This is a genomic window from Cellulosimicrobium sp. E-16 (assembly GCF_049913115.1).
Classification (GTDB): domain Bacteria; phylum Actinomycetota; class Actinomycetes; order Actinomycetales; family Cellulomonadaceae; genus Cellulosimicrobium.
Genome location: NZ_CP183974.1, coordinates 327,411 through 349,504, shown reverse-complemented (window position 1 = coordinate 349,504; position 22,094 = coordinate 327,411). Strand labels below are relative to the sequence as shown.

Annotated in this window: 23 protein-coding genes; 3 read left to right on the top strand and 20 right to left on the bottom strand. The window is 75.8% G+C overall.

The features are described from left to right. Nucleotides 1–264: 264 nt before the first annotated feature. The 7 genes from ACN9MS_RS01610 to rpmF all read right to left on the bottom strand — a co-directional run bounded on the left by ACN9MS_RS01610 (nt 265) and on the right by rpmF (nt 10,852). Nucleotides 265–1,650: an ATP-binding protein gene (locus ACN9MS_RS01610; RefSeq protein WP_426310424.1), complete on the bottom strand. Its 1,386-nt coding sequence runs from the start codon at nt 1,648–1,650 to the stop codon at nt 265–267. Then, a complete protein-coding gene (locus ACN9MS_RS01605; protein WP_378231782.1) occupies nt 1,647–2,360 on the bottom strand; it encodes a LytR/AlgR family response regulator transcription factor in 714 nt (237 codons plus the stop codon). The genes ACN9MS_RS01610 and ACN9MS_RS01605 overlap by 4 nt, the downstream gene beginning before the upstream one ends. A gap of 178 nt (nt 2,361–2,538) precedes the next feature. Further along, nucleotides 2,539–6,711 carry an SCO7613 C-terminal domain-containing membrane protein gene (locus ACN9MS_RS01600; protein ID WP_426310423.1) on the bottom strand — a complete coding sequence of 1,391 codons (4,173 nt, stop codon included), beginning with the start codon at nt 6,709–6,711 and terminating at the stop codon, nt 2,539–2,541. A 111-nt stretch (nt 6,712–6,822) separates the two neighbouring features. Beyond that, complete coding sequence (locus tag ACN9MS_RS01595) at nt 6,823–7,731, bottom strand: ketopantoate reductase family protein (RefSeq protein ID WP_426310422.1); 909 nt, start codon at nt 7,729–7,731, stop codon at nt 6,823–6,825. Between the two features lie 56 nt (nt 7,732–7,787). Next, complete coding sequence (locus tag ACN9MS_RS01590; RefSeq protein WP_426310421.1) at nt 7,788–9,083, bottom strand: YibE/F family protein; 1,296 nt, start codon at nt 9,081–9,083, stop codon at nt 7,788–7,790. A gap of 56 nt (nt 9,084–9,139) precedes the next feature. Beyond that, entirely contained in the window at nt 9,140–10,450 is a 1,311-nt protein-coding gene (aspS, locus tag ACN9MS_RS01585) for an aspartate--tRNA(Asn) ligase (protein WP_426310420.1), read from the bottom strand. A 231-nt stretch (nt 10,451–10,681) separates the two neighbouring features. Continuing rightward, entirely contained in the window at nt 10,682–10,852 is a 171-nt protein-coding gene (gene rpmF, locus ACN9MS_RS01580) for a 50S ribosomal protein L32 (RefSeq protein WP_426310419.1), read from the bottom strand. Nucleotides 10,853–11,031: 179 nt separating this feature from the next. On the opposite strand from rpmF, the gene ACN9MS_RS01575 reads away from it, so the two are divergent. Continuing rightward, on the top strand, nt 11,032–11,403 hold the full coding sequence (locus ACN9MS_RS01575) for a hypothetical protein (protein ID WP_426310418.1): 372 nt from the start codon (nt 11,032–11,034) through the stop codon (nt 11,401–11,403). Between the two features lie 100 nt (nt 11,404–11,503). Here the strand turns inward: ACN9MS_RS01575 and ACN9MS_RS01570 are convergent, their stop codons facing one another. The 7 genes from ACN9MS_RS01570 to rpmB form a co-directional block, all read right to left on the bottom strand. Continuing rightward, nucleotides 11,504–11,785 (bottom strand): HU family DNA-binding protein, encoded by a 282-nt coding sequence (locus ACN9MS_RS01570; protein WP_047231792.1) that lies wholly within the window; start codon nt 11,783–11,785, stop codon nt 11,504–11,506. A 155-nt stretch (nt 11,786–11,940) separates the two neighbouring features. Further along, nucleotides 11,941–13,401: a zinc metallochaperone AztD gene (gene aztD / locus ACN9MS_RS01565; RefSeq protein ID WP_426310417.1), complete on the bottom strand. Its 1,461-nt coding sequence runs from the start codon at nt 13,399–13,401 to the stop codon at nt 11,941–11,943. Nucleotides 13,402–13,461: 60 nt separating this feature from the next. Then, nucleotides 13,462–13,584 (bottom strand): type B 50S ribosomal protein L36, encoded by a 123-nt coding sequence (ykgO, locus tag ACN9MS_RS01560; protein ID WP_021483271.1) that lies wholly within the window; start codon nt 13,582–13,584, stop codon nt 13,462–13,464. Beyond that, complete coding sequence (locus tag ACN9MS_RS01555; protein WP_426310416.1) at nt 13,581–13,877, bottom strand: type B 50S ribosomal protein L31; 297 nt, start codon at nt 13,875–13,877, stop codon at nt 13,581–13,583. The genes ykgO and ACN9MS_RS01555 overlap by 4 nt, the downstream gene beginning before the upstream one ends. A gap of 61 nt (nt 13,878–13,938) precedes the next feature. Further along, on the bottom strand, nt 13,939–14,244 hold the full coding sequence (gene rpsN / locus ACN9MS_RS01550; RefSeq protein WP_426310415.1) for a 30S ribosomal protein S14: 306 nt from the start codon (nt 14,242–14,244) through the stop codon (nt 13,939–13,941). Continuing rightward, nucleotides 14,244–14,411 (bottom strand): 50S ribosomal protein L33, encoded by a 168-nt coding sequence (gene rpmG, locus ACN9MS_RS01545; protein WP_021483268.1) that lies wholly within the window; start codon nt 14,409–14,411, stop codon nt 14,244–14,246. Before rpmG ends, rpsN begins: the two co-directional genes overlap by 1 nt. Continuing rightward, nucleotides 14,411–14,647 (bottom strand): 50S ribosomal protein L28, encoded by a 237-nt coding sequence (gene rpmB / locus ACN9MS_RS01540; protein ID WP_021483267.1) that lies wholly within the window; start codon nt 14,645–14,647, stop codon nt 14,411–14,413. Before rpmB ends, rpmG begins: the two co-directional genes overlap by 1 nt. A 175-nt stretch (nt 14,648–14,822) precedes the next feature. Here rpmB and ACN9MS_RS01535 point away from each other — a divergent pair, with 175 nt between their 5' ends. After that, nucleotides 14,823–16,046 carry a CobW family GTP-binding protein gene (locus ACN9MS_RS01535; protein ID WP_426310414.1) on the top strand — a complete coding sequence of 408 codons (1,224 nt, stop codon included), beginning with the start codon at nt 14,823–14,825 and terminating at the stop codon, nt 16,044–16,046. A 65-nt stretch (nt 16,047–16,111) separates the two neighbouring features. Here the strand turns inward: ACN9MS_RS01535 and ACN9MS_RS01530 are convergent, their stop codons facing one another. Both ACN9MS_RS01530 and ACN9MS_RS01525 read right to left on the bottom strand, forming a co-directional pair. Then, entirely contained in the window at nt 16,112–16,858 is a 747-nt protein-coding gene (locus ACN9MS_RS01530; RefSeq protein ID WP_426310413.1) for an SDR family oxidoreductase, read from the bottom strand. A gap of 56 nt (nt 16,859–16,914) precedes the next feature. Next, a complete protein-coding gene (locus tag ACN9MS_RS01525; protein ID WP_426310412.1) occupies nt 16,915–17,508 on the bottom strand; it encodes a TetR/AcrR family transcriptional regulator in 594 nt (197 codons plus the stop codon). 79 nt (nt 17,509–17,587) lie between these two features. Between ACN9MS_RS01525 and ACN9MS_RS01520 the strand changes: the two genes are divergently transcribed. Then, on the top strand, nt 17,588–18,028 hold the full coding sequence (locus tag ACN9MS_RS01520) for an anthrone oxygenase family protein (protein ID WP_426310411.1): 441 nt from the start codon (nt 17,588–17,590) through the stop codon (nt 18,026–18,028). Nucleotides 18,029–18,263: 235 nt separating this feature from the next. Here the strand turns inward: ACN9MS_RS01520 and ACN9MS_RS01515 are convergent, their stop codons facing one another. The 4 genes from ACN9MS_RS01515 to ACN9MS_RS01500 all read right to left on the bottom strand — a co-directional run bounded on the left by ACN9MS_RS01515 (nt 18,264) and on the right by ACN9MS_RS01500 (nt 22,054). Beyond that, complete coding sequence (locus ACN9MS_RS01515; RefSeq protein ID WP_426310410.1) at nt 18,264–18,878, bottom strand: DUF1775 domain-containing protein; 615 nt, start codon at nt 18,876–18,878, stop codon at nt 18,264–18,266. Then, nucleotides 18,875–20,602, bottom strand: a complete 1,728-nt coding sequence (locus ACN9MS_RS01510) for a FixH family protein (RefSeq protein WP_426310409.1) — start codon at nt 20,600–20,602, stop codon at nt 18,875–18,877. Before ACN9MS_RS01510 ends, ACN9MS_RS01515 begins: the two co-directional genes overlap by 4 nt. Nucleotides 20,603–20,605: 3 nt before the next feature. Further along, a complete protein-coding gene (locus tag ACN9MS_RS01505) occupies nt 20,606–21,352 on the bottom strand; it encodes a YcnI family protein (protein WP_426310408.1) in 747 nt (248 codons plus the stop codon). Nucleotides 21,353–21,517: 165 nt separating this feature from the next. Next, complete coding sequence (locus ACN9MS_RS01500; RefSeq protein ID WP_426310407.1) at nt 21,518–22,054, bottom strand: hypothetical protein; 537 nt, start codon at nt 22,052–22,054, stop codon at nt 21,518–21,520. Between the last annotated feature and the right edge of the window lie 40 nt (nt 22,055–22,094).

Genomic DNA, 22,094 nt, shown 5'->3' with positions numbered 1-22,094 from the left:
TTCCCTTGTCGTCTCCGCGCTCGTCGGCCACCGCGCCGTCCCCGCCGCCCCACCCGGGGTACGTGCGTGGCTGAGCGAGCTCTGCGAACCCGTCGAGGCCCGGGACGTCGTGGTCCTGAGCCGCGCCGCCACGCTATGGACGGAGCGGGCGGCCCGAGCGGCCCGGTGCACGAACCGTCGCTTTGCGTGCACGATCGGTCGGCGAGATCACGAGGTGGTCACGGCGCACGGACCGGAGGTCCCGTCGGATCGGGACCGGAAGACCTACGCCGTGGTCGTCGCCGACGCGGCCGACCGGTGGGCGCCGGCGGTGGGCGGCCGGTCCTGCGGCAGGGGGAGCAGCACGCGCAGCAGGAACCAGCGGTCCTCGGTGTTGACCGTCATGGAGCCGCCGTACTTCTCCGCGGTGTACCGGATGGACTTGAGCCCGTACCCGTGCCGGGTCCGGTCCGAGCGCCGCGTCACGATGTCCCCGCCCTCGGTGTGGAGCTCGCCGGAGAAGTAGTTCTCCACCGTCAGCAGCACGAACCGGTCGCGCGCGTAGACGGCGACCTTGATGATCCGCTGCTCCGGGTCGAGCACGGCCAAGACGCCGTCGATCGCGTTGTCCAGCGCGTTGCCGAACACGGCGGCGACGTCCATGGCGGACATGAAGTCGAGCAGGGCGCCGTCGACCACGCACGTGAGGTCGATGTCGCGCTCGGCGCACTCCTGGCTCTTCGTCGTGAGGATGACGTCGAGCACCCCGTTCCCGGTGTCCGCCTGCCGGGCGTGACCCGAGATGCTGGCCTCCAGGTCGTCCAGGTAGGACGCCCGCCGTCGCGGGTCGACCTCGGCGCGGATCACGCCGATCTGGTGCTTGAGGTCGTGGTACTTGCGGTGGACGATCTTCATGTTCCGCTTGGACTGGAGGTACTGCTCGTGCTGGCGGCGGAGCATCTCGTCGATGGCCCGGACCTCCGACCGTGCCTGGTGCTGGAGCCGCTGGCCCTGCTGCGCGTACAGGGCGACGAACCCGCACAGGTCGACGAGCGTGCGGATGTAGAAGATCTCCAGGCCGAGGCGCCCGCTGAACGGGGTGTTGGCGTTGAGGAAGCTGATGTTGCTCATGAAGAACGTGACGAGCGCGATCGCGACGGCCGACGCGAGCTCGCCGACCGTGACGTCGAGCTCCTGGTCGGGGCGGAAGTGCCGCGACTCGACGACGTACGCGACCCCGTAGCCGACCGCGTAGACGAGGACGAAGAACGCGACCTGCCACGCCGTCCCCGGCCGGCCCTCAGGCAGGAAGAAGAAGCAGTGGACCTGCCAGTGCAGCGCCGCCACGAGCTCGGCGAGCACGAGCGCGCGGGCCGCGAAGTACCCGGCGTCCCGCGCCGAGACGCGCGCCGCCGCGACGATGAACCCGTACATGCACGCGACGGCGGCCGCCATGCCCACGGTCCAGAGCTGCCGCGGGAGCAGGTCGGCGAGAGCCTGCACGCCGACCTGCGCGCCGAGCGCCGCGGCGGCGAGCAGCACGAGCTGCGGGCGGGGCAGGCGCGGTCGCCGCAGGAGCACGTAGACCAGGCACGCGAGCCACTCGGCGAGCCCGGTCAGCGCACGCGGGATGTCCGGCAGGGTCTCCAGGATCGAGGCCGCCAGGGTCATGCGCGCCGCTCCCCGAGGTAGTCGGTCAGCGCCGCGAGGAACGCCTTCTTGCGGGCCCGGCTGATCAGCAGGTCGTGCCCGCCGACCAGGAGCACGCTGCTGCCCTGGATGGCCAGCACGTGGCGCAGGTTCACGAGGTAGCCGCTGTTGCTCCGGAAGAAGTCCTTGCCCTCGAGCTGCGCCTCGAGCGCCTTGAGCGGCCCGACCACGGAGTGCCGCCCGTCGACGGTGTGCACCGTCGTGCGGTGCTTCGCGCTCTCGAGGAAGACGATGTCGTCGGTCGCCACGCGCGCGAGCCCGCCGTCGACGGCGAGCAGCAGGTAGTCGGCCGACCGGCGGCGAAGCCGCGCGACCGAGCGCTTGAGCTCCTGCGAGAACGCGAAGTACCGCAGCGGCTTGAGCATGTAGCTCAGGGCGTCGACCTCGTAGCCCTTGATCGCGTGCTGCGTCATGTTGGTGATGAAGATCAGCACGACGTCGGCGTCGATCTGCCGGATGCGATGGGCGGCGCTGAACCCGTCGAGGTTCGGCATCTCGACGTCGAGGAGCAGGATGTCGAAGTCGGGCCGGTACCCGGCGACGACCTGCTCGCCGTCGGTGAACATGGCGACCGCGAACTGCTCGTCGTGCTCGCGCTCGTACCGTCGCAGGTACTCCACGAGCAGCGCGCTGCTCGCGGGGTCGTCCTCCACGATGCCGATCCTGATCACGATGCCGTTCTCCAGGGACTACGCCCCCTGGGCGTGACCGCTTCGACCGGACACTGCCGTGTGCCGTCGCGGTCCCGCCCTGCGCCTACGTTTCCGTCGGGCCCGTCGTGACGTCGACGGGCCCCGGCCATTATGGGCTACGCGGCGCGAAAACAGGTCATGCGGTAGGGATCTGTGGTCAGCGGAGGTCGCGCACGTAGGCCGCGGCGCCGTCGTACGCGGCGATCCGGCGCTCGTAGTACGTCGCGATGATGAGCAGCAGCCCGCCCGCCGCGGCGAGCGTGAGCATCCACGGCCCCGCGGAGATGCGCGTGCCGAGCTGGGACACGAACACGACGAGGATCTCGACCGGCAGCACCGCGACGCCGAGCAGGAACGGCGCCGCGAGGTGCGTGCGCGTCCCGACGAGCACCGCGGCCAGCGCGAGCACGATGACCAGGACGGCGCGCCACGTGCGCGCGTCGGTGTACGTCGCGAGGACCGACGGGCCGAGCAGCGCGAGGAGGCCCGGGGCGAGCGTCCGCCACGACCCGGCGAACCCGACGGGCCACCCGGCGAGCGTCGGCGTCGTGCGCTCCGGAGCGCTGCTCGGGGCCGGGACGTCGTGGCTGCTCCCCGGGCCGGCCAGGGCACCGGGGTCGCCGCCCGCCGTGCCGGGCACCGCCGTCGTGCCGGCCGCGAGCGCGAGGTACCCCGCGACGAGCAGGCCCGCGCCGAGCGGGAGCGAGAAGACCTCGACGCGCAGCTCGCGCGGCCACCACGCGCCGATCGCGGCGACGAGCGCAAGCGACCACGTGAACCACGCGGGCGGGAGGTCGAGCCGGCCGCGGACCGCGCGCCGCACCCCGACGACGAGGAGCGCGAGCAGGGCCACCTCGACGAGCCAGACCGTCGCGATGACGCCCCACACCGGCCTGACGTTCGCGACGGTCCCCACCACCGCGAGGGTGGCGGCGGGCGCCACGGCCCAGCGCCGCGCGACGGCGGCGCCCCTGCCCCGCGGAGCCACCCCGGCCCCGACGAGGCCCGCGCCGAGCGCGACCCCGCCCGCGGCGAGCGCCCAGGCGAACCCGAGCGCGAACACCGCGCCGCCGCCCGACGCGTGCGCCACGTGGAGCGACTCGACGGTCCCGCCGGTCGCGGCGAGCACCCCGGTGCCCGCGAGCCGCAGGGCCGCAGCGCGGCTCCACGTGCCCTCTCCCGCCCCGCGACCCAGCAGGACCGCTGCGAGGACGGCCGCGGCCCCGGCCGCGACGAGGAGCGGCGCCCGCACGTCGCCGGCCCCGAGCGCCGCGCCCAGGGCGAGCACGGACGGCACGACGAGCAGCACCAGGCCCGCGCTCGCGAGCTCCCACCAGCGGCGCGACCGCCGGGCGAGCAGCCCTCCCGTGACGAGAGCCGCGAGCGCCGGCGGCGCGGTGTACGCCTCGACGAGGCCGACGTCCGCGGCCGCGAGGGCCGTCCACAGCGCGGCGGTCCCGAGCGCGGCGGCGAGCCACCACTCCGCGCGCCGGTCGCGGTCGCGCGCGGCGAGCCCCGCGCCCATGGCGAGCAGGAGCAGCACCGCGACCGCGACCGTGGGACCGGCCGCAGGACGCCCGAACGCGAGCCCGACGGCGATCGCCCCCGTGAGCGCGGCGCTCGCCTCGACCGCGACACGCCCGGCGGTCAGGTGGATCCGGGCCGTGACCGGGCGGGCCGCGGCGAGCGCCGTCGCCACGAGCAGCGCGACGACCGGCAGCACGACGGGCGAGCCGCTGCCCGGCAGGACGAGGGCGCCCGCGCTCACGACGGCGACGGCCGCCGTCGGCAGGACGAGGGCGGCGGCGAGCACGCGCAGCGCGGTGACCGACCCGGGGCGTCGCGAGCCGACGAGCACGACCTCGAGCGCGAGCATCGCGACGCACGCGGCGACGGACCACCAGCTGCGCTCGTCGACGACCGTGAGGACGCCGAGCCCGAACGGCAGCGCGGTCACGCCGAGCACGGCCCACCACGAGTCACGGTCGACACGCGGGACCAGCGTCACCGCGAGCGCGGCGAGCGAGGCGACCCCGGAGACCGCGCACAGCACCGCGACGGTCCCGGCACCGCTCCACGCGAGGGTGACGCCGAGCACGAGGAGCACGTACCCGTACGCGGTGCCGACGAGCGGCGCGTGCAGGCCCCGCGGGGCCGCCGCGCGCGCCGCGAGCAGGAGGGCCCCGACGACCACCGCCCCGGCCGTCGCGGTCGGGCGCGTGACCCAGGACCCGGCCACGAGGAGCACGACCGCGGCGATCGCGCCCGCGACGGCGGCCGCGCGCCAGACGCGCGCCTCGGCCCGTCCGACGGGGACGACGCCGCGCCGCACCGCCGTGCGCGGGCCGGGGAGCCGCCGGGAGGCCGGGCGCAGGGCCCGACCGATCCCGCGCCGGACCACCCGGACGAGTGCGCCGGGCGCGGTGCCGCTCCCGGGCGCACCGGTCGCGACGGGGCGGGCGGTCGCGACGACCAGCAGCGCGGCGAGCAGGGCGAGCAGCGCGAGGGAGGTGACGCCCGCGAGCCGCGGGTCCAGCACGAGCGCGACGACGAGCGCGAGCAGCACCCACGGTCCGAGCGCGCGCCCGGTCCGCACGACAGGGGCGGCCCCGAGCCGTCGCGCACCGGCGAGGCGGGGGAAGGGCACGGGAACCGGCGTGCGCAGCGAGAGCCGGGCGGCGACGAGGAGGACGAGCAGGGCGGACAGGAGGCCGACGATCGTCGCGTCGAGCAGCGCGGCGCCGGCGGTACCACCCCGGACGCCCTCGCCCCACAGCCCCGCGGAGAGGACGCCGACGCCGAGCGGCGCGTCGTCGAGCGTCACGGCGGTCCCGGCGGTGCCGGTCACGAGGACCTCGGCCGCACGCACTCCCGCGACGGCCAGCGCGGGCCCGGCCCCGACGAGGGCGACGACCGCGCCGCCGAGGAGGGCGTCCGACCGGCCGACGGCGGGGACCGCGGAGCCGAGCACCCCGGACACGAGGCGCGGCGAGGTGAGCACCAGGACGAGGAGCCACGTGACGGCGGCGAGCGCGGGGACCAGGCCCAGCCAGGCGACGTCACCCCCGGTCCCGAGCAGCGCTCCCCCGAGGACCGCCGACGCACCGCCGACCGCGTACCAGCGCCGCTCGCGGGTCGCGACGCGCAGGAGCGTGGCCGCGAGCGCCGCGCCGGTGGCGACGAGGGCGGCCCCTGTGCCGGTCGGGAGGCCGGGCGGGGCGGCGACCGTGAGCCCGACGACCACGGCGAGGGGCACCGCGACCGTGCGCACGACGCCGAGCAGCACCTGCTCGCCCCGCAGGGCGCTGCCGACCCGCGCACCGGAGCGCGCCGCCACGGGCGCCGCGAGTGCCGTCAGGCACGCCGTCGCGAGGAGGGCGACCGCCCAGCCCCAGGACGCCCCCGCGGCGGGCGCCGCGACGAGCGGGACGAGCGGCCCGAGCACGACGGCGCTCGTCACCCAGGCCCGGACCCGCGCCCGGTCCCCGACCACGCCGAGGCCCGCGACGACCGCGGCGAGCAGCGACGCGCGCGCCGCCGCGGTGCCCACCGGGTCGAGCCCCCACGCGCTGAGCGCGAGCTCGACGTCCACGACCGCGAGCACGACGGCGAGCGCCGCGACCGCCTCGGCGGACGAGCGCAGGCCGCGCGACCGCAGGAGCACCGCGGCCCCGACCGTGAGCACCGTGACGACCCCGGTCACGAGGGCGCGCAGCGCGAGGTCGTCGGCGAAGGTGAAGAAGACGAAGACCACCGCAGCGACGGCGAGGAGCCCTGCCCCCGCCCCGGCGAGGACCGGCTGGAGGCCCACGGAGCGCGACGGCGCCGCGCCCGGCACGACGACCCCGCGCGACCCCGCGGGTGCCGGCGGGACCTGCCCGACCGTCCTGGGCGACCCGGGCGACCCGGGCGTCGAGGGACGGACGGGCACCGGACGGGGTGGCCCGAGCGCGGGCACGGTCCCGGCCCCCGCGACGGCGGGCGGGCGCGGGCCCGCCTGCCCGCGGCCGGTCGCGTCGAGCGGGCGCATCGCGCGCGGCGGGCCGGCGGCGGGGACCGCGCGCGCACCGGGCGGCGTCGCGGCGGCCGCGCGGGCCGCCCAGGCGGCGGCCTCGGGCTGGCTCGCGCGCAGGGCGTCGAGCGCGACCTGGCGGCGCGAGAGCGCGTCGGCCGCGTCGCTCGACGCCGCGGCGACCTCGAACGCGAGCGGGCCGGTGAGGTCGAGCAGGCACCGGTCGCAGCGCGACGACCGCAGCGTCGCGGCGCACGCGGGGCAGGAACGCGTCTCGGGCAGCCGCGCCAGCGCGACGTCGACCCACGGCTCTCTCATGACGGACATCCTGGCGAACCTGTGAGGCTCCTGGGGACGCGTCCACAGGGGGTCGCGTGGCGGTCCGGTGAAGGGTCCCGGCGGGCGCGGTCCCGTGGCGTCGTCCGGTCGTCAGCCGCCGAGGCCGACGACGAGCGCGCGCGTGAGCGGCGCGTCCACGCCTGCGCGGTCCGCGGCCCGGACGATCGCGCCGCCGATGGCGTCCACCTCGAGCGGGCGCCCGGCCTCGGCGTCGCGCAGCATCGACGACTTCGCCTCCCGCGCGAACCGGTCGTAGAACGCGAGCGTGCGCGCGGGGTCCGACGGCGCCCCGCTCGCCGCCGCGACCGCCGCGACCTCCCGCACGAGCGCCTCGAGCTCGGCGCGGTGCGTGGTCCGCACCTCGCCGATCGGGGCGCGGTGCGTCGTCGTGAGCAGGGCGAACGGCGCGAGGAAGCCGAGCTTGGCCCACATCAGCGCCGTCTCGTCGGGGTGGACCGTGGTCGAGATCCCGGCCCCGTCCAGGAGCGTCCGCACGGCCTCCACCCGCTCGGGAGGGACGCCGCCGGGCGCGAGGTCGACGTCGGTGAACGCGCTCGTGTGCTCGATCTCGCCCGGAGCGACGCGCGTCGACTCGACGCGGATCGTCGCGGGGAGCACGCGCTCGGTCCCGTACCGCGCGCGCAGCACGTCGAGGTGGTCGAGGCCGTTGAGGAACGGGACGACGACGCCGTCGCCGAGCGCCTCGGGCGGGACGCGGTCGAGCGCCTCGTCGAGCGCCGTCTGCTTGACCGCCACGAGGACGACGTCGACCGGCTCGTCGAGCCGCGTGGCCGCCCGCGCGGGGACGTGGACCTCGCCCACCTGGCGGCTGCGCACGTGCACCCCGTGCTCGGTCAGCGCCGCCGCCGTCGCCTCCCCCGCGAGGAACGTCACGTCGGCCCCGGACCGTGCGAGCAGCGCGCCGACCAGCCCGCCGACCCCGCCCGGCCCCAGCACCGCTGCCCCTCGGCGGCCCCGGCCGCTCGTCGTCTCCGTCACCGTCGTCCTCCCGTCGTTCGGGTCGTCCCGTCCGGACGGACGGGGACGCCCCGTCGTCACGCTGCGGGGACCTCGACCCTACCCACGGGGACGGACGCCACCGACGCGGTGCCGGGCACGGTGAGCGCCGCGATGGCCGTCGTGACCGGGATCGCGAGGACGAGGCCGATCGAGCCGACGAGCGTGCGCACGACCTCCTCCGCGATCTCGCCCGAGGTGAGGCTCGTGGCGAGGTTCTGGTCGGACAGGTAGACCGCCATGAGCAGCGGCAGCGCGGCTCCGACGTAGGCGAACGCGATCGTGTAGACGGTCGAGGCGATGTGGTCGCGCCCGATGCGCATCGCGCGCGCGAACAGCTCGCGCCGGGTCGCGAGCGGCGCGACCGCCCGCAGCTCCCACACGGCCGAGGCCTGGGTGATGGTCACGTCGTTGAGCACGCCCATGCCCGCGAGCACGATCCCGCACAGCACGACGCCCTGGATGTCGAGCGAGGGCGCGTACTGCGGGATCCACAGGGACTCCTCCGAGGTGAGCCCCGTGATGTTCGACGCGCCCGATCCCCACCAGCCCAGCAGCGCCGTGATCGCGAGCCCGACGAGCGTGCCGAGCAGCGCCGTCGACGTGCGCGCGGTGAAGCCGTGCGCGACGTACAGCACGACGAACATGACGAGCGACGACGTCACGAGCGCGACGCCCAGCGCGTTCTGCCCCGTGAGCAGCGCGGGCAGCGTGAACCACGTGATGACGACGAACGCGCCCGCGAGCCCGGCGAGCGCGGCGAGGCCGCGCCAGCGCGCGACTGCGAGCACGACGACGGCGTACGCGATCGCGAGGACCCCTATGGGCAACCCGCGCTCGAAGTCCATGAACACGTACGGGCTCACGCCCGCCCCGGCCGCCTCGGCGATGTAGAGGACGCGGAGCCGGTCGCCCTCGTCGAACCCGTAGGCGACGTACTCGGGCGGGGCGTTGACCGTGATCGCGTCGCCGCCCACGTCCTCGCCGCCCGCGCGCGACCCCGCGTCGAGGCGGGCGGGCACCTCGTCCGTCTCGGGGTCGATCGGCCCGGTGACGGTGGCGCGCAGGACCGTGCTCCCCTCGGCCGCGACGGGGATGCGGTCCGGCACGACGGCCGACGCCGGCCACAGCGCGACCAGCCCGGCGAGCGTCGCGAGCAGGGCGGGGACGAGGAGCGCCGCGAGCGTGAGGCGCACGCGCCGCGTCGCCGGGGCCGCCGGGCCGTGCGTGTGGCCGTGCCCGGGCAGGTCGGCGCGCGACCGCCCGGGCTGCGCGCGGCGCTCCCGGCGGCCGGGGACGGGGCCGGACGTCAGGTCGGGGCTCGGCTCGCTCACCCGAGGATGCTGCCACGGCGGGCCGACGGCGCGTGGTGGCACGCGCCGTCGGGCAGTTACGGGGTGAGGCGGTGGAGGTCCCGCGGGAAGAGCGCGACCTCACGGACGTTGGGCGCCTCCACGAGGCGGGCGACCCAGCGCTCGAGGCCGATGGCGAAGCCGCCGTGCGGGGGCATCCCGTGGGCGAACGCCTCGAGGTAGGTCTCGTACGGCTCTGCCGTCTCGCCCCGCGCCTCCAGCGCGGTGACGTAGTCCTGGTAGCGGTGCAGCCGCTGCCCGCCCGTCACCAGCTCCAGGCCGCGGAAGAGCAGGTCGAAGCTGTTGCTCCAGCGGGGGTCGTCGGGTTGCGGGTGCGTGTAGAAGGGCCGCTTCCGCATCGGGTAGCCCTCGACCGCGAGGAAGTCGGAGCCGTGGGTCGACCTCGCCCACTCGCCGAGTGCCCGCTCGTGCTCGGGGGCGAGGTCCGCCTCGTCGTCCGCCGCACCCACGAGGGCGAGCGCGTCACGGAAGTGGATCACGGGGATCTCGGACGGCACGACCGGCAGCGCCGGCCCGAGCCGCTCGACGGCGTCGCCCGCCCCGTCCCGGAGCGCCCCGACCATGCCGGCGAGCACGTCGCGCAGCACCGCCAGGACGTCCCGGTGGTCGTGCACGAAGCCGAGCTCGACGTCCAGGGAGACGTACTGCGCGAGGTGGCGTGCCGTGTCGTGGGGCTCCGCCCGGAAGACCGGCCCGACCTCGTACACGCGCTCGAACACGCCGACCAGCTGCTGCTTGAAGAACTGCGGGCTCTGGGCGAGGTAGGCGGTGCGACCGAAGTAGTCGACGGGGAACACGCTCGCGCCGGACTCGGTGGCGGACGCGACGAGCTTGGGGGTCTGGATCTCGGTGAAGCCCGCGGCGTCGAGCGTGGCACGGAACCCGCGCAGACTCGCGGCAGCGAGCTCCCAGCGGGCCCGCCGGGCCGGGTGCCGCCACGTCACGGCAGCGTGGTCCAGGAGCGTGGGCAGCGCGACGTCGAGGTCGGGGCGCCACAGCTCGACCGGCGGGCGGGTCGCGGGCGCGCCGAGCAGCGAGATCGTCGGCGCGGTGATCTCGACGCCGCCCGGTGCCTGCGCGTTCGCGGTGGCCGTGCCCGTGACCTGGACGGCGGTCTCCTCCGGCGGCAGTCCCTCCGCGGGCACCTCGTGCGGACGCAGGACGACCTGGGCGAGTCCCGTGCGGTCGCGCAGGACCAGGAAGGACACCGTCGCCAGCTCGCGGCGACGGTGCACGTGCCCGCTCAGGGTCACCACGCGTCCGGGTGGTGCGGCGGCGACGTCGGCGGCCAGGGTGCGAGCGGGGGCGGACGGGGCGGGTGGTCTCATGACTCCTCCAGGGAAGGGCTGGCCCTGGAGGTGCGGGCGGGGGCTAGGTCGCGGTGCCACCACACCTTCGTCGACGTCTCGTCGACCTCTCGTCGGTACGCCGTCACGCGCGGGGAGCCGCCGCCGGTGTCGCCACCGGCCGAGGGTCGTCACGCCTCGCAGCCACCGCGAGCGACGATACCGACCGACCCGCGCGCCGACCACCGCATTGCGGTGGCCGGCGACCAGGGGTCACTCGGGCGGCGTCACGTAGCCGCGGCGCACGCCCGCGACGAGCCGGCGCGGGAGGGTGACCTCGCGCCCGTCGACGGAGACGGTCACGAGCTCGGGCACCTGTGCCTTCCACTGCGAGCGGCGGGCACGGGTGTTGGAGCGGGAGAGCTTGCGCTTGGGCACGGCCATGGGACGTCCTTCCGGTGGGTGGTGCGCCCAGCCTAGCGACTCATGAGAACGATTCTCAAGACGGTCGGTGGGGCGGCTCCGGACGGCGGTAGCATCCCGAGGGCCGTCCGCCCGTCCGGCGGCGACACAGCGGTCACACCCCCGTCACAGCACGCCACCGAACGCAACGAGGAGCCATCATGGCCACGGTCGACTACTTCCTGTCCGGAGACCCCGAGGTCGCCAAGCAGCACCTGCACGCCGCGCTCCAGGAGCAGGGCTTCACCGTCACGACGCGCCCGACGGGCCAGTGGGCCGCCGAGCGCGGGAGCAAGCAGAAGACGTTCTGGCTCGGCGCGTTCGCCGGCAAGGCGCAGCACCTCGTGTTCACGGTCGACTTCATGCTCCACGGCGACCAGCTCGTCGCGCGCATCGACCGCCCGACCGGGCACGGCGCCATGGCCGGCGCGGTCGGCGTCGCGCGCTCGAACAAGGCGTTCTCCGAGGTCGACCAGGCGATCGGCACGCGCCTGACCCAGCACGGCATCCTCGCGAACGTCGTGCACGCCTGACCGCGAGCGACGCCGCGCACGACGAAGGCCCGGAGCCCCTCGCGGGGTTCCGGGCCTTCGTGCGCGCTGACCGGACCGGCAGCGGCCGGTCAGCGAGACGTCACTTGGCGACGGCCTTCTTGAGCAGGCTGCCGGCGCTGATCTTCACGCCGAAGCCGGCCGGGATCGAGATCTCCTCGCCCGTACGGGGGTTGCGGCCCGTGCGGGCGGCACGCTCGACGCGCTCGACGGACAGGAGGCCCGTGACCTTGACGGCCTCGCCCTTGCCCAGCGACTCGACGAGCACCTCCTGGAAGGCGTTGAGAGCCTTCTCGGCGTCCGCCTTCGACAGGTCGGCCTTGCTGGCGATGGCCGAGACGAGCTCGGACTTGTTGAGCGACATGCGAATCCCTTCTTCGGTTCACGACGCGCGGTGGTCACCACCCGTCGTCACGGTCTCAGTGTGCCAGCCGCGAGGCCGTGCACCGGGGACAACACTAGGGAACACGCGGAGTTTCGCGCGACTTCTCGCGGCCTCCGGGCGTCGCGTGTCTGCGCTCAGCCCTCCTCGTGCTCGTGGTCGTGGCCCTCGTGACCGTCCTCGGCGGGCTCGTCGTGGGCGTGCTCGCCCTCCTCGTGGGCGTGCTCGTGGTCGTCGTGCGCGCCGGCCGCGACCGGCTTCCCGGTGACGCCGGCGAGCTCGTTGGGGACGACGTCGAGCTCCGCGCTCTTCCACACCTCGCCGCCGACGTAGTCGACCGCGTGGATCGCGCGGCCGGCCGGGTCGGTGACGTACGCGATGCCGTCCTGGACGAGCAGCGCGGGCCGCGGCTCCTGCCACTCCTCGGGCTCCTCCCACGCGTCGACGACCGGGATGGAGCGCACGACCGCGCCCGCCTCCGGGTCGATGACGTGCAGCGACCCGTCCGTGCCGAGCACGAGCGCCTCGCCCGCGTCACCGCGGCCGAGCGAGCGGAACGTGTAGCTCGCGGGCAGGTCGACCAGGCGCAGGCTCGCGTCGCGCGTGTCGATGAGCGAGACGCGGGTCGGCCGCTCCAGCTCGGCGTCGGGGTCGGACTTGTAGTCGCCCAGGACGAACGGCGACGCCTCGCTGCCCGCCTGGTTGCCGATACGCCCGTAGGCGTCCGGGGCCGCGACCTTGCTGATCGCGCCGGCTGAGACGACGACCGCGCCGTCCTCGCAGCCGATGACGACGGCCTCGCCCGCGGCGACGGCCTCGCCGTGCACGCCGGGGCACTGGTCGGTCGTCGCGACCTCGGCGCCCGCGGCGTCGAGCAGGCGGACCCCCGTGCGGGCGTCCTCGGTGCCCTCGGAGACGACGAGCGAGCCGTCGGACAGCTCGACCGCGACGCCGTGGTGCGCCTCGGGGGTCGTCAGGGTGCGCGCGTCGTCGAGGCCGTGCGGGTCGGCCACCGCGGCGGAGTCGATCACGGTGATCTCGCCCGTGCCGTCGTCGAAGAGCGCCGTGCGCCCCTCGTGCACGACGACGTGGCCCGGCTTCTCCGCCGCGTAGGTCACGTCCGTGAGGATCGGGTCCGCGGTGTAGTAGTGGTCGTGGTCGCCGTGCGGCTCGGCCCACGTGCCGGCGTCGAGCACCTGGAACCCGCCGGACGTGGAGACCAGCAGGTGGCGCCCGTCGCCCGCGGGGTTGAGGCGGTTGAAGCCGGCGAGCTCGAGGTCGTCGACGACCTCGAGCGTCGTCGCGTCGAGAACCTGGATGCCGCCGTCGTACGTGATCGCGAGGCGCGGCGTGAGCGCGGCCGCCTCGCTCACGTCGGAGGTGGCCGACGGCGCGGGCTCGGTCGCGTCGCCCTGCTCGCCCTCGGAGCCCGCCCCCTGCGCGCACGCCGCGACGAGCGTGAGCGGGAGGGCGAGGCCGAGCGCGAGGGCGAGCGGGCGCCGTCGGGCCCGCGCCCCGGGAAGGGCGTCACCGGAGTGGGGACTCGCCCCGGCGGGATCGGCGTGGGCGTCGGTCGGGTCGGGTGCGGTGTGGTGCATGCGTGGTCGGCCGCCCGGGGTCCGGGCGGCCGCTCCTCTCCGGTGGTGGTGGTGCGCGGGTCAGCCCTGACGGGCCTTCCAGCGCGGGTTGGCCTTGTTGAGGACGAAGGTCTTGCCGTGCCGGCGCACGACCTTCGCCCCGGGCTTGTCCTTGAGCGAGCGGAGCGAGGCGCGGACCTTCATCGCGCTCCCCCGCCCTGGACGCCGCGGACGCCGTAGCGCTGGCGGAACTTCTCGACGCGGCCGGCGGTGTCCACGACGCGCTGCGTGCCCGTGTAGAACGGGTGGCTCGCGCTCGAGATCTCGACGTCGACGACCGGGTAGGTGTTCCCGTCCGTCCACGTCACGGTCTCGCGCGGGACGCCCGGGCCCTGCGGGTGGTCGCCCGCGAGGGTCGAGCGGGTCAGGAACGAGAAGTCGGCGGACTTGTCGCGGTAGACGACGGGCCCGTAGACGGGGTGGATGTCCTTCTTCATAGTGGTCTCCTTGCTGGGCCAGTGACAGGCCGGGGCCGGCCGCCGCTCGAGGCGGCGGCGGTCACCAGCTCGACTTCGTGACTCCGGGCAGCTCGCCGCGGTGCGCCTGCTGGCGCAGGCGGACGCGGGAGAGCCCGAACTTCCTCAGGTAGCCGCGCGGGCGGCCGTCGACGACGTCGCGGTTCCGCACCCGCGTGGCGCTCGCGTCGCGGGGCTGGCGCTGGAGCTCGCGCACCGCGGCCGCCCTCTCCTCGGACGAGGACGACGGCGATGCGACGACGCGCTTGAGCTCCGCGCGGCGCTCGGCGTGGCGGGCGACGACCTCGACGCGCTGGTCGTTGCGCGCGAGCTTGGACCGCTTCGCCATCAGCGCTCCTCGCGGAAGTCGACGTGGCGGCGGACGACGGGGTCGAACTTGCGCAGGACCATGCGGTCGGGGTCGTTGCGGCGGTTCTTGCGGGTCACGTAGGTGAACCCGGTGCCGGCGGTGGACCGGAGCTTGATCACGGGACGGAGGTCGGTGCGGGTAGCCATCAGAGCTTCTCCCCTCGGGCGAGGATCCGCGCCACGACGGCGTCGATCCCCTGTCGGTCGATGGTCTTGATGCCCCGGGCGCTGACGCGCAGGGTCACGTGGCGACCCAGCGACGGCACCCAGTAGCGCTTCTTCTGGATGTTCGGGTCGAAGCGACGCTTGGTCCGCACGTGGGAGTGCGAGATCGCGTGGCCGAACCCGGGAGCGGTGCCGAGCACCTGGCAGACGGCGGACATGGCAGTTCCTCTCGGGGTCGGGTGGGGCGACGGGAGACGACACTAGATAGTGAGAATCATTCCCGTCAAGACGCTATGCTGACCCGCTGTCGAGAACAGTTCTCAGGAGCAGGTTGTTCCCGGTGCCGACCGCGAGGTCGCGCGGGACGCCCCAGACCACGGATAGGAGCGCTTCATGCCCTTCTCGTCACCCTCCCCGTCGGGGGCCTCGCCCGACGACGCGCACGACCTGTCCGACGCCGGGGACCTGCGCGTCGCGCTGAGCGTCCTCGCGACGATCGACCCCGTGCTGCGCGACAGCGCGGTGTTCGGGCTCGTCGTCGGGGCGCCGCGCGTCGTCGCGCTCCGGCACGACATCCGGGCGAGCGAAGGCGCGCTGCGCCGGGTCGTCGTCGATGCGACCGGGGTCGTCGAGGACGAGGTGGTCCCGCTCGAGCACGCGTGCCTGTCGTGCGCGGTGCGCGAGGACGCCGTCCCCACGCTGCGGCGGCTCGCCGCCGACGGCCGGTGGGACCACGTGGTCCTCGCGCTGCCCGTCGCCGCCGAGTCGCTGCCCGTCGTCCGGGCTCTCGCCGCGCAGGCCACGCCCGGCAACGAGCTCGAGCGCCTCCGCCTCGCGACCGTGCTCGCCGTCGCCGACGTCGACACGCTCGAGCACGACCTGCTCGACGACGACCTCGTCACCGAGCGCGGCGTCGGGCTCACCGAGGACGACCAGCGCGCGGTCGGCGAGGTCCTGGCCGCCCAGCTCGAGCACGCCGACCTCGTCGTGACGACCGGGGACCTCGCGGCCGCGGCCACCGGCTCCGGGCTCGTCGACCGGCTCCGCGGCGCCGGCTCCCGGCGCGTCGACGGGCTCCACGCGCTCGCGGCCGACGACCTCGCGCGGCACACCCACGACCCTGCCGCCGGCGAGCGCCGCGCCCACCCGCTCGGCGTGCGGGGCCCGCTGCCCCGGCACGAGAAGCCGGCCGACGACCGGAGCTGGACGATCGAGCTGTGGTCTGCCCGGCCCTTCGATCCCGAGCGCCTGCTGCGCCGCATCGAGGACCTCGGCACCGGCCGGGTCCGGTCGCGCGGGGTGTTCCACGTCGCCAACCGCCCGGACTCGCTGTGCGCGTGGGACGGAGCGGGCGGTCAGCTCTGCATCGGCACGCTCGGCACGTGGGACGACGCGACGACCGCCGAGGGTCGACCGGTCGACCCGCACACGCGGGTCGTCATCGTCGGGGCGACGGACGCGGACGGCGAGGAGGGCGACGGCGGTCGCCGCCGGCTCCTCGACGCGTTCCGCGACGTGCTCGCGACGCCCGACGAGCTCGCCGACGGCGGCCTGCGCTGGCTCGGCCGCACCGACGTCCTCGCGCCCTGGCTCGGCGCGCGCACCGACGCGGTGTGACGACGGGCCCTCGGGCACGCGGCCGCGGACGGGAGACCGTCGGCGACACCGCTTCCCCGCTCGGCTCAGCGGCCACCTGCCACGCGCAGCGTCTCTCCGGTGACGTACGACGCGTCGTCCGAGAGCAGGAAGGCCACGGCAGCGGCGACCTCCTCGGGCGAGCCCACGCGCCCCCACGGGTGCGCCGCCGCGGCGCGCCGCGACCGGTCGCCGTCGCCGGCGTCGGCGTGGATAGCGGTCTCGATCAGGCCGGGCGCCACCCCCACGACCCGGATCCCCTCCCCGAGGACCTCGTGCGCGAGGCCCTTCGTCAAGGCGTCGACGCCGGCCTTCGCCGCCGCGTAGTGCACGTACTCGCCGGGCGATCCGAGCGTCGCCGCCGCGGACGAGACGTTGAGGAGCACGCCGCCCTGCCCGCCCCGCGCGGTGCTCATCGCCCGCACCGCCGCCCGCGCCACGAGGACGGCGGCGGTGAGGTTGAGGTCGACGACCCGGCGCACGACGTCGGCCGGCGTGTCCGCGAGCGTGCCGATGTGGAGCGTCGCGCCGGCGTTGTTGACGACTCCCGTGAGGGTGCCGAGCCCAGCGGCTGCGGCGAAGGTCTCCTCGACGCCACGCTCGGTGGTGAGGTCGGCGCGGACCACGGCGCACCGCACCCCGCGCGCGGCCACCGTGGCGCGCGTCTCCGCGGCCGCGGCGTCGTCCCGGGCGTAGCCGAGCAGGAGGTCGTGCCCGGCGGCGGCGAGCCGGAGGGCCACGGCCGCCCCGATGCCACGGGTCCCGCCCGTGACGAGCGTCAGTCGAGAGATCATGGCGTCACGCTATGACGCAGGACGACCGCAGCTCGACGAGCGAGTCGCCCGGGCCCTCACCCGACCACGCGGCGGACCAGCTCGTCGACGCGACGCCCGTAGTTCCCGGCGGAGAACCTGCCCGCGCGCTGCAGCGTCGCGACCCCGTGCATCGCGCCCCAGACGACCTCGGCAGCCGTCCCCACGTCCGACGGCGGCCGGTCGAGCGCGAGGAGAGCGTCGGCGATCGCGTCGAACCCCTCGCGCATCGCGCGCGGCGTCTCGTCCGAGGCGAAGGCCGCCCCGATCGGCAGGTGGAACATCGCCTCGTACGTCGCCGGGTGGCGCGCGGCGAAGTCGAGGTAGGCCACGACCAGCGCGCGGACCCGGTCCTCGCCGCTCGCGCCCTCGCCGGGCTGCGGACGGGCCGCGGACAGCGCGGCGGCGAGCTCCTCGAAGCCGAGCAGCGCCACGGCCGTGACGATCTGGGACCTGCCCTCCGGGAAGTGCCCGTAGAGGACGGGCTGGCTGTACCCGATCGCGTCCGCGAGCCGGCGCGTGGTGACGGCCTCCCATCCCTGCTCCTCGGCGAGCACGCGCGCCGCCGCGACGATCTGCGCCTCCCGCTCCTCGAGGAGCCGTGCCTTGCGCGCTGCTGCCGGTGTGCTCATGCCACGATTCTAGCGCCGCTAGATTGTCTGTGCTAGTTTTCCTAGCGTTGCTAGATTCCCTGGATCGAAGGAGCAGGACATGCAGTGGTTGCCGATCGTCGCCGTGGTCGTCCTGGGCGTGATGGTGGGGGTCGAGGTGTCGGTCGCGTTCGTCGTGAACCCGATCGTCGACCGGCTGCCGGGGAACGCCGGCCTGCTCGCCCGGGCCGACGGCGGGCGGATGCTCGGGCGCGCGATGCCGTTCTGGTACTTCGGGTCGCTCGCACTCACCGCGGCGACGGCCCTCGTGCTGCCGGTCGGCGCATGGGCGGCCTGGACCGCAGCCGCCCTCCTGGCGCTGAGCGTCGTCCTGTCGGTCGCCGTGCTCGTCCCCATCAACAACCGCGGCAAGACGTGGACCCCCGAGACCGCACCCGCCGACTGGCGCGAGCAGGCTCATCGCTGGGACCGGTACCACCTCGTCCGCATCACCCTGCTCGTCGCGGCGTTCACGCTGCTGGCCGTCGGGATCGCCGCCTGACGCCAGGGCCGGTTGGTACCGCAGGCAGAGGAACCGGTGGCGATCCGCCGCGAGAGCTCCCCCCAGCGAAGCTCTCGTCGCGGACCGCCACCGGTCCAGGTGTCGCCGCGTGACCCGTCGCGGCGACGTCCCCCACCAGTGCGAGAGGCGGCGGGCACATGTTCGGGACGTTCACGAACAGTGATCTGGATCACACTACGTGCACCGACTGCCCGCCGCCCGCGCTGCGGACTGCTCAGGTCGTCAGCAGACGGCGCCGCGCCGACCATCCGCCCGCGATCCCGACCACCACGGCGCCGACCACGACGGCCGCGACGAGGGGTGCCGTCGGCGTCGGGGAGGCCCCCACGACGGCGGGCGCCGGGGCGAGCGACGCCGCCGTCGCGACGAACGTCGGCGCGGGACGTGCGCCGGACGGGTCGGTGTCCGTCCACGCGTACGACGCCCCCGACGGGCACTCCTGCACGGCGGGGAAGACGAACGCCTGCCCGACCTCGCCCGTGACCCGGACGTCGAGCGTGAAGGCCGCGCGCTCGCCGTCCGGCACGGGCTTGCCGGACCACGCCACCGCGTCGTCCGTCACGTCGGAGGTCCACCCGTCGGGCTGGCCCGCCGCGAGCGCCTCGACGCCCTCGGGGAGGGTGACGCGCAGCGCGTCGGTGGGCTCGCCGTCGCACCCGTGGTCGAACGTGAAGGTGAGCGTCGACGTGCCGTCGCCGTGAGGTTCCACGGTCTCGATGAGCACGTGCGCGGCTGCCGGTCCGGCCGCCAGCACCGCCAGGGCACAGGTGGTGACCGCGACGGCGACGAGGCGGGACGCGCGCAGGGCGGCCCGGTGGTGACGGGTCATGAGGACACCTCCACGGGGATCTCGACGATCGGGTTCTCGTACTTGGACGTCCGGACGCTCACGTGGAGGGTCCAGTCGCCGGCCATCGGCAGGTCGAGCGTCGCCTCGTACGCGCCCGTCCCGGTCTGCGTGAGGGGACGGGTGAACGGCCCGAGCGCGGGGTCGGCGAGCGTCGTGGACAGCTCGGGCACGGCGACGGGCTCCAGCGGCTGCCCGTCGGCGTCGAGCAGCTCGATCTCGAGCGCGTTGACCCCGACCCGTCCGGGCGTGACCCGCGCGCGGAGCGTCCCGTCGCCGAGCACCTCGACCACCTCGACCGCCTGGGTCGAGGCCTCCTCGACGGACGGGTCCGTCGCCACGACCGGGCTGCGCGACACGAGCACGCCGGTCACGGCGAGCACGAGCACGAGCAGCAGTGCCTCGGCGGCGACCGTCCGGCCGAGCCGTCGGCGCGCGGTCGCCCCGGTCGTCCCACCCACCGGCCCGGCGCCTCGCCCGCCGGGACCGCCGTCGGCCACGACCGCCGGGACGAGCCGGTAGCGGTTCCAGGCCGCGACGCCGACGAGGCACAGCGCGACGCCGACCTTGACGAGCAGGGTCTGGCCGTAGGTCGTCGACACGAGGGCGTCGAACGTCCCGAGGATGCGCCACCCCAGGACGGTCCCGGTGACGGCGAGCGCGAGGACGACCCACGCGCCGAGCGCTGAGAACCGCGCGACGGTGACCGCCGCCCGCCGCGCGTCGACGCGCGCGGAGGGCGCGAGCACGAGCGCGAGCCCGACGACGCCGCCGAGCCACACCGCCCCCGCCACGACGTGGAGCGCGTCCGCCGTGACGACGAGCCACGGCGGCCCGAACGTGCGCGTGTGCCCCACGAGCACGAGCGAACCCAGCGCCAGGGCCGCCGCGCCGAGCACGACGCCGGCGGGCCACGCCGTCCGGGTCTCGCGCGCCGCGCGGGGCGCGAGCAGGGCCGCGACGACGAGCCCGGCGAGGCCGAGCGCGCCCGCGACCGTGGAGTCGGTCGCGAGGCCCGCGGCCCAGGTCGCCGGGTCGGCGAGCGCCCCCAGCCCGCCGCCGGCCTGCCAGGCCGGGGTGAGCGGGACCCCGAGCACGATCCCTGCCGCCGCGGCGACGAGCGCACCGCGGCGCACGCGCTGCAGGCGGCGCCGCAGGACCGGCGCGGCGCCCGGCGAGACGTGCAGCACGAGGAGCTCGAACCCGACGAGGCCCGCGACGAGGAACGTCCCCGCGTAGACCGCGGCCTGGTCGAGCGCGCGCACGGCGACGAGCGCCGCCGTCGGCTCGGCCACCCGGGCCTCGACGGACGTCGCGCTCGGCGCACCCACCGAGAACGTGAAGGCGCCCGCCACGGGGTGGGTGTCGAGGGACACGACGCGCCAGCTCACGACGTACGTGCCGTCGTCGAGCGTCGTGGCCGGGGTGACGACGAGCGCGTCGTCGACCGCGACGACGTCCACGTCGACGGGCGATCCGTCGGCGGCGAGGACCGTCGTCCCGCCGGTCACGGCCTGGACGGGCTCGTTGAAGGTGATGGTCAGCGCGTCGGGCGGCGCGTCGAGGACGGTGCCGTCCCGGGGGTCCGTGCCCACGAGGACGGCGTGGGCCGCGGCCGGGCCGCTCGCGAGGATCGCGAGCAGGACCGCGGCCGCGGCACCGACGACGACGGCCACCACCCGGCGCAGCACCGGGGGGCGGCCCACCGGTCAGGCCTTCGGGCGCGAGCGCACGAACCCGAGCGCCCCGAGCACCAGGCCCGCCGCCGCGAGGACGAGCGCCGTCCAGGTGAGCGCGGCGGGCGGGCCGTCGGAACCGTCCGCCGGCTCCGCGGACGCCGCACCGTCGGCGGCCGAGCCGTCCGACGCCGCGGCGTCGGCGTCGTCCGCGACGGTCTCGGCCGGGGCGTCGTGCCCGTCGTCCTCGGCGGCCGTCAGCTCGAACAGCGGCGCGGGCAGCTCGAGGTCGTGCCCGTCCTCACCGTCGGCCGGGACCTGCACCCAGGCGCTCTCGCCCTCGGCGCACTCCTGGACGGTCGGGAAGACGAGCGTGTCCCCCGCCGCGTCGGGGAGCTTGAGCGAGAGCACGAGGGCGTCGCGGTAGCCGTCGGGCAGCGGGGCCTTCGCGGTGTACACGACCTCGGCGACGCGCTCGGTGTACTGGCCGCCGTGCCCGTCGTCGACCGGCTCGTCGAGGGCCGCCATGACCTTCTCGACGTCCCAGCCGGGGTTGACGGTGGGCGTCACGGTGACGACCTGCTCGGGGACCTGGATGGAGACCTTCGTCGTCGGCGAGTCGCCGCAGCCGTGCGGGACGCCGAACGTGAGCAGCGCGTACGCGCCCGCATCGGTCGTGTCCGGCGTGACGGTGACGTGGGCGGACGCGGCGCCCGCACCGACGACGACGATCCCGGTGGTCAGGGCGGCCGCGCCGAGGGCGCGCAGGGTCTTTCGCATGGTGGTGCCTTTCGGGGAGAGGAGGAGGGTGGGCCCCGGCGCGCGAGCGCACGACGGTACGCCCCAGGACGACCGGGCGGAGCCGGCCGGGCGGGGGTGCACCGGACGCGCGGGCGCGCAGGAGCGGGACGCCGCGGAGGTGTCCGACGAGGCGTCCGGGAGGGGTCAGGCCACGGCGGGCGGACCGCGCCCGGGCGCGGCACCGCGCACGAGCAGGTCGCGGACCGTCGGCAGCGCGCCGACGGTCGGCGGCGCCGCGAGGACGACGACGGCGCGCGGGCGGCCAGGGACCCGGCGCCCGGCGAGCCACGTCCACAGGCGCCACAGGACGGCGTCGCCGTACCGCAGGACGAGCGCGACGGCGAGCGTCGCGACGGCGTGCGCGCCGAGCATCGTCAGGGGTGACGCGGCGTGCGCGTGCGCGGACGCGTCGGCCGGGGACAGCGCGGCGCAGCGGTCGAAGACGACGTGCAGCACGAGCTGGCCCGCGCCGAGCAGCCCGAGCAGCCGCGGTAGCCCGACCTGGCGCCGGGTGAGGGGCCGCACCGCGACGGCGGTGAGGACGGCGAGGACGCCGAGCGGGACGGCTCCGGGATCGGTGCCGCCGGCGAGACCGTGCGCGACGACGGACAGCCCGACGACCGCGGCGGCGAGCAGCAGCACCCGCACGCCGCGGAGCACCCCTGCTCCGGGCGACGTCACGGACGCACCCTAGCGGCAGGAGGGGTGCGCGCGGCAGGGG